We start from the raw sequence: 11,400 nt of genomic DNA, 5'->3' as shown, positions 1-11,400 counted from the left end.
TTTATTGCTTTGGGGTTACCAACAGTATCTGGCTTTTATTAGCGCCTTTAACCGGCCATTCAATACCTATATTCATCAGGTAAGCGCCTTTGTAGGTTGTGCCCGGTTTATCGCGTTCTTCAATTTTTTGTATGATGTAGGCTTGATCAGCTTTCAGGCCTTTTAACTTCAAGGTGCTTGCCTGTCTTGAACCATACTGACTGCCCATCAGGTATTCGGCCATGTTATAGCAGATGACAGCCGATCTGGTTGTTGCATCAGAGTACTGCAGCGCCGAGCGGTTCTCTTCAAACGGCGATACCAAATGGTAAACTGTACCCTGTTGCACCAATGGGCGGATCACCTTGTATTCGGCTATTTTTTTAGCCGCGGTGGCCATATCCCCGCTATTCCATTTACGCAGGTCATCGCCCACGGCCAGTACGCCGGCCATAGATACATCAAATTTAAAATCGAGCGAAGTAGACTGATGCACAGCGTTTCCCGTTACCCAGCTTACCATGGTATTGGCAGGCAGTGCCCACAGGTAACCGTATTGCATATAAATACGGTCCAGGGGACTGGTATCATCGCTTACCCAGGCCTGGTCCATACGCGATAGCATACCCAGGTCAACCCGGCCGCCGCCGCTGGCGCAGCTTTCAAACCAAACATTTGGGAAGCGCTTTTTAAGTTCATCAACCAAACGGTAAACATTCTTCATAAAGCGGATACGCACTTCGCGCTGTATCTCCACCGGGGCGCTCTTCCAACCGGTTTCCGACAGGTAGGAGTTTTGGTCCCATTTAATAAATTTGATATTATTTTCGGCTAACAGTTTGCTCAATACCTCCAGCAGATGCTGATACACATCCTCTTTAGCCAAATTCAAATAACGGCGCGTAATGGGCAGCGTACGGTTGGGTGGCATATCGAAAACCCAATCGGGGTGGTTTTTATAAACTTCGGCAGCGGGCACCAGGCTTTCCGGCTCTATCCAGATACCGAAATCCATGCCCATATCGTTTATCTTTTTAATCATCGGCCCCAGGCCGTTCGGGAATTTTGTTTTATCTACCTCCCAATCGCCCAACCCGGTGGTAGAGCTGGTGCGGCCCTTAAACCAGCCATCATCTATTACAAATAATTCAATGCCGATGTCCTTTGCTTTTTTGGCCAGCTCCAGTTGTTGGTCTTCGTTAACGGCATAAAAGGTAGCTTCCCAGTTGTTGTATAATACGGGGCGCAAATCGTTACGGTGCCTTGCCGGCAGGATGGTTTTGCGGGCATAAGCCGCCATGTTTTGAGCAGCGCCATCGGGGCCATCATTGGTATAGCCTACCGATAACTTGGGCGTTTCAAAACTGGCGCCGGGCACTAATTGCCACGCGCTGTCCCAAAAGTTAATGCCGCCCAATATCTGTACGTTCCCGTCGATGGATTTATCGAAGGTCAGATCCCAGTTGCCGCTGTAATGCAACGAACCGAACCAGGCTGGCCCGGCATCTTTAGCCGCGTTTTGAGGTCGCACCATAAACCATGGTGGGTTAAAATTGGCCTTAAAAGCTTTGCTTTGGATCACCTTTAACCCAGGTGTAAGCAGGGTTTGCTGCTGCTGAAATTCGTTCATTTGCTTGCCCGCCAGGTGCGTAAGCATATACTCATCAGCCGGGAGCACAATGCTGCCCGACTGCGCGTTTTCTATTTTGATATTGCCTTTAGTCCCTGTGTTTTTTACCACCATCCATTTTTCAAGGATATCAAACTCGGGCAGTACGCGGATGTAGGATGTCACCTCCAACGGGTAGTATTTATCTTTTTGGGTGATCTTCAGGGTTTGCCTGCCCTCAATATCTATTACTTCTCCTTTCACATATTCCAGTTCAGCATCGCGCACGTTATCCGCATAGATCACTTCCAGCGCGGGGGTTTTGAAAGGGAAGTTGCCCCGCACCGGTACCTCTTCAATACCGTCAAACCATTGGGCGTTCTTTTTTTGCTGTTCGGCCTGCTCGCGCGATCCGTAAAATACCGGCCTGATGCTGTTTGATGAGTTGATGTACAACTGGTAGGCCGAAGATCTGGTTTCGATCACCCAGCCTTTAGGGTCGGCCAATTCAGTTATCGCGCCTTTTTTAGTTTGCCCGATAGCGATGGAACAACAAAACATGAAACAAATGATAGCGCGGGAAATTTTAGCTGGATTTACGCTCATAAAAAGTTAAGCCGGTTTTACATACTGAACTTAACAAAGTTAACAGGAGGCAAGCAGTGGGGGTATCTATAAATTAGGCATTTATGATACTATTTTACATAGTTGGTTGGGGATTGATCACAGAGGTGATCGCCCATGATTAAACAGTTTATTTTTTATGGAAGAACTACTTATTACCATATTTTTTGAATTATAAATTTCAATATTCCGACGAGCAGTGTCGTTAAGTTAGAGATCAGGCACGCTATGGGGGTGAAATATTGGTAGAAAAAATTAGAAGTCTAATCCTCCGTGCCGTAGGTACGGAATATAGCGTACCTAAAGGCACGCAAGAATAATCAGACCATTGCGCTACCGATATTTTGCTCCTACCGGAGCACACTTGTCCTTAATGTGTCCGGGGCATGAAAAACTAAGGCTGCGGTTGCTATTTAACCAGCGCATCCCACAATATCTCTACCGGGTGCAGCGCGTGCTTTTGCGTACCATCCTTAATCTGATGCCGGCAGGAAGTACCTGATGCGGCGATAATAGTATCAGCGGTAGTTTTGCGCAGGGTGGGAAAAAGTACCAGTTCGCCAATTTGCAGCGATACTTCGTAATGCTCTTTCTCGTACCCGAACGAACCGGCCATACCACAACAGCCCGATGGAATGAGCGTGGTTTTGTAATTAGCCGGGATGCTGAGCGTATCGGTAATACTTTTTTGGGTAGATAGCGCCTTTTGGAAGCAATGCCCATGTATCACCACTTCTTTTGACTCGGAGGTAAAGCTTGAAGCGCTGATCAGTCCGCGGCTGGCTTCACGGCTCAGAAACTCCTCGATAGTGAATACGTTTTTAGAGATCTTCAGCGCGTTCTCAAAGTTAGCGGTATCAGCCAGGTCGATATACTCATCGCGGAAAGTCAATATAGCCGATGGTTCGATACCGATCAGGGGAGCATTGGCGGTGATCAATCCGGCTAACAGGCTGATGTTTTTATTGGCTATCCCAGCCGCTTTTTTCACCAGGCCTTTTGATAACCAGGTGCGGCCACTTTCTTCGTGGTTGGGGATAATTACCTGATAACCCAAAGCTTCCAGCAGTTGGATAGCTTTTTTACCAATTTCTGTATCGTTATAATTGGTAAACTCATCGCAAAACAAATACACCTTACGGGGTTGCGCGGATGGTTTAGTTCTCTTTTTATGCCAGTCTCGCAAGGTAACCGGGCTTAGTTTAGGGATGGTACGGTCTGGGTGAAACCCGACGATATGATTGGCGATGCGGCGTAAAAAAGGGGTACCGTAAAGCAGGTTAAATCCCCATGGAAATACCGAGGCCAGTTTCATTTGCCCGGTAAAATTACCGATCAGCTTTGCGCGGAAAGGTACGCCGTTATGATCGTAATAATGCTGCAAAAACTCGGCCTTCATTTTGGCTACGTCCACGCTTGATGGGCACTCGGCCTTGCAACCTTTGCAGCTTAGGCACAGGTCCATCACCTCCTTTATCTCCTGGTGATTGAAGGGCTGATCATCGGCCTCGTTACTTAAAAACTGGCGCAGCACATTAGCACGGGCACGGGTGGTATCCTTTTCGCGCCGGGTAGCCATATAGCTGGGGCACATCACGCCACCTGAAATCTCGCTCTTACGGCAATCGCCGCTGCCCGAACATTTTTCGGCCAACTTCAGGATCCCGCCCTTGCCCGAAAAATCGAACGTTGTTTTTTTAGGGGCGGGTTGTTTGCCCACCTGGTAACGCAGGTTTGCCTCCAGCTTGGGCGTATCGGTTATTTTACCGGCATTAAACACCCGGTTCGGGTCGAAGATGTTTTTTACCTGCTTCAGCAACTCGTAAACCTCGTTACCCAACAGGGCCGGGATAAACTCGCCGCGCAGGCGGCCGTCGCCATGCTCGCCGGATAGGGAGCCGTTGTATTTTTTTACCAGGTCAACCGTCTCGGCCAATATAGTGCGGAACAGTTTTACACCTTCTTCACTCTTTAAATCGAGCACCGGTTCTACGTGCAGTTCGCCTGCCCCGGCATGGGCATAGTAGGAGGCGCTTACGCCGTTACGGGCCAGCAACTGCTGCAGATCGTGAATGTAAGCGGGCAGGTCTTCGGGGGCTACGGCACAGTCTTCTATCAGGTTAACGGGCTGCTTATCGCCACTGATGTTGCGCAGCAAACCCAGGCCAGCCTTGCGTACCTCCCAGCCGTATTTGGTATCGGCATTGTGCAGCACCGGGTAGGCGTACCCGGCATTATTGGCTTTCAAATCGCCGATCAGTTTTTGGCAGCGCGCTTCTATCTCTTCCCGGGTATGTTCCATAAACTCCACCATCAGGATAGCTTCGGGATCGCCTTCGATAAAAAAGCGGTTCTTGCCGTACTCGGGGTGGCCGATGGTAAAATCCATAATGAACTTGTCCACCAGTTCCGATGCCATGGGCTGATGCTTCAGGGCTATCATATTGGCCGTAAGCGATTTCTGTATAGAGTTGCAATGGATGCAGATCAGCGCCGTTTCGGCCGGCGGCAAATCGAGCAGGGCAATTTTTACTTCGGTAACAAAAGCCAGCGTACCTTCAGAGCCGGCCAGTAACTGGCATAAATTAAACTCGGGGCCATCGGCATTAAATGGCTGCATGTGCAGCAAACTATCCAAAGCGTAACCATTATTGCGACGCGTAACGCTGGCCTTGGGATAGTTTTTGCGGATTAGTTCCTGGTTATTTGAAACCAGATCAATCAGCTGCTGGTAGATCTTATTTTCAAGGGGATTGCCCCCAGGCGACAAGGGATCGGTTTTAGCATTCAGCACCACTTCGGTGCCATCGCTCAATATTACATTGGCCGCTATCAAATGGTCGCGCACGGAACCCCACACAATGCTGTGCAGGCCGCAGGAGTTATTGCCCACCATCCCGCCGATCATGGCGCGGTTAGCTGTCGAAGTTTCGGGACCGAACATCAGCCCATAGGGCTTAAGATAGTTGTTCAGGTCATCACGAATGACGCCGGGCTGTACCTTCACCCATTTCTCTGCCTGGTTTACCTCAATTACACGGTTAAAATATTTGGAGATATCAACCACAATGCCGTTGCCCACCACCTGCCCGGCCAGCGATGTACCGGCCGCCCTGGGTATCAGCGTTAGCTGGTGCTGCTGCGCGAAATTGATGAGCACCTTCACGTCTTCGCTGTTTTTGGGCAGGGCTACGGCCAAGGGTTTCTCCTGGTAAACAGAGGCATCGGTAGAATAGGCCAGCAGCTGCGTTTGGTGCAGGGCCGAATCATCAAAGTATAACTCGCCGTTGATTTGGCCGGCAATGGTTTTAAACTGAGCAGACAGGTGATGCATACCTTACAAACCTCGGGATAATTTATTTTGATTTAAAAAGGTTTGCTAAATACTTAATTCGCGGCCGCGGGCATCAATGGCCCATTTTTCGGTAAACATACCATTGCGAATAATATGCGCCTGGTTATACATGGCCACCGTTGGGCATACATGCATGGGCAGTGCGTAAAGCACATCGCCCACTTTATACGGATGGCCTTGGGGCGCTTGCACCACCAAATGCTCTTCGCTGTGGCTGCAGGGCATCAATTCGGGCGCGTTTAAAAAGTATACACGCACGGCCAATGGCTTTTCGCAGGCTACGGCTTTATAACCCAAATCGATGCAAATCTTATCTTCGGCCGGCAATGAAACAACTCTTGTTAGCACCAGCGCGGCAAAAAGAAAATGCTGTTCGGGGATATGGTCGTGATAGTTTTTATCCCAAAATACAAAGGTACCGGGGCTGCATTCGGTATTTGCTCTTTTGGCATGAATGGCAAAGGTGGGTGAGCCGCCCGCTACGAGTAAAGGGAACGGATAACCCATTCTCTTTATATCGTTCCGCAGTTGTTCAACAGCTTTAAATTCACGCTCGCAATGGGCGATACGCTCATCTATGTTTTCATCTTCGATGTGGCCGTCGTAAGCGTGCAGACCTGCAAACGCGATACCGGGAAACTCCTCTGTCTCGTTACCTGAGAGTGTTTCTATTCTGTTAAATAACTTTAACGCCTCATCAGGTACTATACCCGTACGATCCATACCAACGTTGAGATCAATAAATACAGACACATTCAGGCTATGATTAATCGCCATATCCGATATCATCCTCGCAGTCTGTATATTATCAATCAAACAGGAATATTTTGTGCCCGGATATGCGCCCATCAATTCTATAAACCGCCCAAGCTTCGCTTTATTAGGCTGATAAGCCAGCAACACATCCTTAGCGCCGCTTTGGCCAAGCATTTCGGCTTCGGCAATGGTGGCGCATTTAAATTTAGTGATGCCACGTTCAATCATCAGGCGGCTAACACTGGCCGATTTATTGGTCTTTACATGCGGGCGCAACAAATCCGGGTTCCCGGCCATCGCTATTAAATGCTCAATGTTATTGATCACCCGTTCGTGATAAAGCAGCAGCGCGGGGCTATCTGCCTGCTGCACATTTTTTACCCGGTACCAATCTGCCTGTTCGTTCATGTTTCAAATATAGGGGTTACCAGGGTTGGGTGTAAGCCACCGCCTTTTGCGTGGACGTGCCTAAATTATCGATGCCCAGCTCCACCACATCGCCTGACTTTAAATAGATGGGCGGCTTAAAGCCAAGCCCAACGCCATGCGGTGTACCGGTACTGATGATATCGCCTGGCATCAGCGTCATAAACTGGCTGAGGTAATGAATTAAAAATGGCACTTTAAATATCAGCTGACTGGTAGAGCTGCTTTGCATCAGCTGCCCGTTAACCTTTAGCCACATCTTCAGATCATCTACATTGCCGGCCTTTTCGGGCGTAGCTATGAACGGGCCAAGCGGCGCGAAGGTATCGCAGCTTTTGCCCTTAACCCATTGCCCGCCGCGCTCCAGTTGAAACTCGCGTTCGCTGTAATCATTATGCAACACATAACCGGCTATGTGTTTGTGCGCATCGGCCTCTTTTACGTACGACGCCTTTTTGCCTACCACTACGGCCAGTTCAACTTCCCAATCGGTTTTAACACTGTTTTTGGGGATGATAACATTGTCATTCGGTCCGCAAAGCGCTGTGGTGGCTTTGAAGAAAACAATGGGTTCGGCAGGTATCGGCGCGTTGGTTTCCTTAGCATGGTCCCTGAAGTTTAAGCCGATGCAGATGATCTTACCCGGCCGCTTTACCGGCGGACCAGTACGTACATCATCGCCAACAACCGGTAGGCTTACCTCTTTATTCAGCAGGAATTTCGACAATTCTTCCATGCCGTTGCCGCCAAAAAAGTCCTCGTCAAAATCCATCCCGAAGGATGATACGTCATATTTCTTCTCACCAATGATGACACCCGGTTTTTCTTTACCCGGTTCACCAAACCTGAATAGTTTCATTTATGTATAGCAGTTTTGTATAATTTATCTGTGCGTTTAATATTTAACATTTCACTCCTTCGGAGTTCTATGGTCTTTTCGGTATTAGAACCAATAACATGTCGCCCCTTCGGGCAATATCATTATTTAAGAGCGTGTACACCTCATCGGGGTGAAATATTGGTAGAAAAACCACCATAATTAACCTCTCCCGTGCCATAGGTACGGAATAAATATAGCGTACCTAACGGCACGCTTGCTGAGGTTATGCCATGATGCTACCAATATTTTGCTCCTACAGGAGCACCGAATCGCTTAAATAATGGCATTGCCCTCTGGGACTATCTTCAAAGGCAAGCGCCGGAGGTGCGACATGTTATTAGCAAGTACCTACCTACTTAATTTATTTATCAGCGATAACAATTCATTTTTTACCACCGCTTCCGCATTTGTTTCCAGCTTGCTGGTACGGCTGCGCCAGGTTTCGTACCCGCCGTTCTCAAACTCATGCTGGGGCGGGATATAGCCGGTATTGCCATTGGCCAGGCCGATGGTAAAATAATCCTTCACTGACGAATGTTCTTTGAGCCATAATCCAGTCTCGGCAAACATTTCGGCAGCAAGGCCACCAATAACACCATTGCCTATCCGGATAGCCTGCACCGGGAAATCCAGGGTATCGGGCAGGTCGTTAAGTAAAACCTGTTCACGCGCATACAAACGGGCTAATGTTTCGTTATCGATCTTCATTCCCTCGTAATTGCTTTCCATTACTACGGCTTCGGCTTTTTGCAGTTCGGCAGCTGTTGGTTTGCGAAGTTTAAGTTCTATCTCCGTGTATTGCACCGATAAAGATGGGTTGCTATCCCATTCCGCTTGCTGCAATTGCTGATATACCTTTTCAGCGATATCGCCGCCGATGAACTTACTTTTTTCGAATTTGCCGGTGGGGTAATCCTTTTCCCCTAAAAAATCCCAGATATTGATATTACCGCTGGTGCCGTTGCTCATGGCGCCAACAAAACCGTCGCCGGCCTTAAGTTTGGCTTGCAGCTGGCGCGAAAACTCACCGAAGTAGTCGGCAGAGATGGTACCATTATCCCAATCGCCCACATAATGCAGCGAGTAATTAGCCACTACGCTGATCCATTCATCATCGATGCCCTTCACGGCTAAAAACGATACCTGCGGATCGGTTTTGGCAATGCCCTCGCCAATCAGGTCTTCACCGTCGAACGGGTTGGTTTTTATTTTATCAGCATTGCCGCTAACGGGGTTATTGGCCCTATAAGGCTGGTGCATGCTGTAACGGCGGCACAGCACATGTTCGGGAACATCAACACTACCCCAGGCCAATTTTGCCGGGCGCAGGTTTTGTTTAGCCAGCAGTACTGATTTAACGATCAGGCCGGGCAGTTTGTGCATATACTGCAGGTCGGCAGCGCCCAGATAAACCGAAGCCACCGAACCCGCCGCGTGGGTGTGCGTGCTGGAGATGAGCATATTGGCCGGTAGGATGCCTGTTTGCCTGTTGATCTCAGCTTTCACCCGGTCAACAAAATCTTTTGGCATTACGCAGATATCAACCACAACAATGGCCACCAGCATTTCTCTATGTTGAAACACAGTGGCGCGCGCATGCAGCGGATCGTGAATATATTGCGCGTAGTGGGCCACAAAATCGCCGTTGATATAAGTACCCAGTGGCGGGGTAATATCCACATTGGCAGCGCCGGCTAAAAATTGATCATTCATAAAACTGAATATGCTATGATGACCACGCTTTACAGATAAAACGCAGCCAATTTTTACTGAATATGTTTTCGATATCCCGGGCACTATACCCTCTGCGCGAAAGTATCGACTGGTACTTTTGCAGATCGGCAATGGAGTTCATATCCCAGGGCGACTGCTCGGTACCGAAGATACCATCCAGGTCGCTGCCGATGGCGATATGATCGGTATTGCCCGCTATCTGGCAAATATGGTCCCAATGGTCAACCAAATGCTCCAGGCGGATATCCAGCTGCCATGGGTCGGATACGGTATCGATAAAGCGGATATCCATAGCCCAGCAATCCAGCATACCACCTATTACCGCGCCGCGTTCTACCAGGCGCTTAATTTGATTGTCGGTTAACTGGCGTTGATTAGGAACGATCTTCCTGACGTTATGATGGCTGGCCCAAATATGCCCATGATACAGGTCAAGCGCCTGGTCGAAGCCCTCGTCGGTAAGGTGGGTTACATCTAATATCATGTTGAGGGAGTTCATTTCTTTCAGCAACTCCACACCTTTAGCGGTGAGTGGCCCCTGCATTTTGGTTCCCGGCGCATAACGGCCGGGGCCAAAATGCGATAAGCCCAAAGCGCGCAAACCGTAGCTATAAGCGGTATGCAAATAATCTATCTCCACCAGCGAATCGGCACCCTCCAAACTCAGGATATAGCCGATGGGTTTTTTATCGTCGTCAATTGTAGTATTGTCCCAAAGTGCCAGATGCGCGTCTAACTGGGTAAGGTTGGTAATCTGCACCATCTCGCCCAATTTTTCCATTTCGCGGTACCAGCATAGTTGGGCCTGTGTCATGGCCCAGGCCTGCTGCGGGGAGTTCCAGCCGGGCAGGGCGCTGCCGGGCGGGGTGTAGCGGGCCAACTGAGTGGCAACCACCAAACCAACCCTGCCTTTTCGCAATTCTGGCAGGCAAACAGTTCCCTTACCGCGGTCGGGTTTATCTTTCATGTGCATTTCCCGCTGCCTGATGCCGGACAGGGGTTGCGAAAGGTCCCGGTTCCATTCAAGGGCGTTCATGGCCAAATCTAAATGCGCATCAACTATAAAGGGGCGCTGCATCATCAATCGGTATAAGTTTCTTTATTATAATTAAACGGATATTTCTCAATAATGGCCCGTATCTGGTAGCTGAATTTCTCCATAGTATCGTGCCAGCGCTCCACCTCGCCATCGGTATAGGTGTAAAAGCCTTTTTTATTCTTCATGCCCATGCCGCCATCCTGCAATACCTTATCCATAAACCGGGGGATATGCGTATCCTTTGACAGGTCGGGGTTCAGGTCCTTCATCACCATGCCGTAGGCGTAGGTGCCCATTAAATCCATATAGCGGCAGTTACCGCAAAAGGGCAAGTAATAGCCGGCATCGTTACGGCAGGCACGGTCGATATCATCAACCGAGGCGTAGCCGTTATCTACCAAAAAGGAGGCCTCCCTTGCCATGGCGCTTACCAGGCGACTGCGGATACCATCGCCCTTAACCAAATACGGATCCTTAGACCAGAACAATTTAGCCAAAATAGAGATACCCTTTGCAATCTCCTCGCTCTCGTCAGAAGCGATGACCTCCAGGAAAAAAGTGGTATGCGCTGGTTCGGTCCAGTTCAGGCCCATCAACCGTTCCGGCCTATCAAATCCCTTTTGCAATGCTTCAAGGCTAATGGTTTCGGTATTAATAGCCACAACGGCATCCTTCCTCACAAGCGGGGTCAGTTTTTGCAGCAGGGTTTTCTTTTTTTCCTCGTCTTCGTGGGTGATGGCGATAACTAAACTACAATCCCGGTTGGCTTTTAAAACAGCACTTACCGCCAGCTTTTCCCTAAGCGGGATGTTTTTGCCCTGGCTGTCGATGTGCTTATTCAGCAGCAGGTTAAAATCGGCTACGTTTTGTGTGCATACATTAAGGGTATGGCCGGCAGTAAGCAGGCAAACAGCGGCGCTGGCAATCAGTTCGCCATCGCCAACAAGCAAAACCGGGTCGGTGTGTTTTATCAGTTTTTTCATTTTTTTCGGATCTGT

7 protein-coding genes are annotated in these 11,400 nt (G+C 49.1%); all 7 read right to left on the bottom strand.

Going from position 1 to position 11,400, the window contains the following annotated elements:
* Position 1: 1 nt before the first annotated feature.
* On the bottom strand, positions 2–2,194 hold the full coding sequence (locus HQ865_RS23745) for an alpha-galactosidase (RefSeq protein ID WP_202020423.1): 2,193 nt from the start codon (positions 2,192–2,194) through the stop codon (positions 2–4).
* 427 nt (positions 2,195–2,621) lie between these two features.
* Positions 2,622–5,546: an FAD-binding and (Fe-S)-binding domain-containing protein gene (locus HQ865_RS23740; RefSeq protein WP_173417296.1), complete on the bottom strand. Its 2,925-nt coding sequence runs from the start codon at positions 5,544–5,546 to the stop codon at positions 2,622–2,624.
* Between the two features lie 45 nt (positions 5,547–5,591).
* Positions 5,592–6,731: a D-TA family PLP-dependent enzyme gene (locus HQ865_RS23735; RefSeq protein ID WP_173417295.1), complete on the bottom strand. Its 1,140-nt coding sequence runs from the start codon at positions 6,729–6,731 to the stop codon at positions 5,592–5,594.
* 16 nt (positions 6,732–6,747) lie between these two features.
* Positions 6,748–7,608, bottom strand: a complete 861-nt coding sequence (locus tag HQ865_RS23730) for a fumarylacetoacetate hydrolase family protein (protein WP_173417294.1) — start codon at positions 7,606–7,608, stop codon at positions 6,748–6,750.
* 369 nt (positions 7,609–7,977) lie between these two features.
* Positions 7,978–9,342: a neutral/alkaline non-lysosomal ceramidase N-terminal domain-containing protein gene (locus HQ865_RS23725; RefSeq protein ID WP_173417293.1), complete on the bottom strand. Its 1,365-nt coding sequence runs from the start codon at positions 9,340–9,342 to the stop codon at positions 7,978–7,980.
* Between the two features lie 13 nt (positions 9,343–9,355).
* Entirely contained in the window at positions 9,356–10,444 is a 1,089-nt protein-coding gene (locus tag HQ865_RS23720; protein WP_237073568.1) for a dipeptidase, read from the bottom strand.
* Entirely contained in the window at positions 10,444–11,385 is a 942-nt protein-coding gene (locus HQ865_RS23715; protein ID WP_173417292.1) for a 3-hydroxyacyl-CoA dehydrogenase NAD-binding domain-containing protein, read from the bottom strand. Before HQ865_RS23715 ends, HQ865_RS23720 begins: the two co-directional genes overlap by 1 nt.
* Between the last annotated feature and the right edge of the window lie 15 nt (positions 11,386–11,400).

The sequence above is a fragment of the Mucilaginibacter mali genome (assembly GCF_013283875.1).
GTDB classification, from domain to species: Bacteria; Bacteroidota; Bacteroidia; order Sphingobacteriales; family Sphingobacteriaceae; genus Mucilaginibacter; species Mucilaginibacter mali.
This window is presented reverse-complemented; position numbering and strand designations above follow the sequence as displayed.

Coding starts and splice junctions, on each gene's coding strand:
- HQ865_RS23745 (WP_202020423.1), bottom strand. CDS start 2,194: ATGAGCGTAAATCCAGCTAAAATTTCCCGCGCTATCATTTGTTTCATG.
- HQ865_RS23740 (WP_173417296.1), bottom strand. CDS start 5,546: ATGCATCACCTGTCTGCTCAGTTTAAAACCATTGCCGGCCAAATCAAC.
- HQ865_RS23720 (WP_237073568.1), bottom strand. CDS start 10,444: ATGATGCAGCGCCCCTTTATAGTTGATGCGCATTTAGATTTGGCCATG.
- HQ865_RS23730 (WP_173417294.1), bottom strand. CDS start 7,608: ATGAAACTATTCAGGTTTGGTGAACCGGGTAAAGAAAAACCGGGTGTC.
- HQ865_RS23715 (WP_173417292.1), bottom strand. CDS start 11,385: ATGAAAAAACTGATAAAACACACCGACCCGGTTTTGCTTGTTGGCGAT.
- HQ865_RS23725 (WP_173417293.1), bottom strand. CDS start 9,342: ATGAATGATCAATTTTTAGCCGGCGCTGCCAATGTGGATATTACCCCG.
- HQ865_RS23735 (WP_173417295.1), bottom strand. CDS start 6,731: ATGAACGAACAGGCAGATTGGTACCGGGTAAAAAATGTGCAGCAGGCA.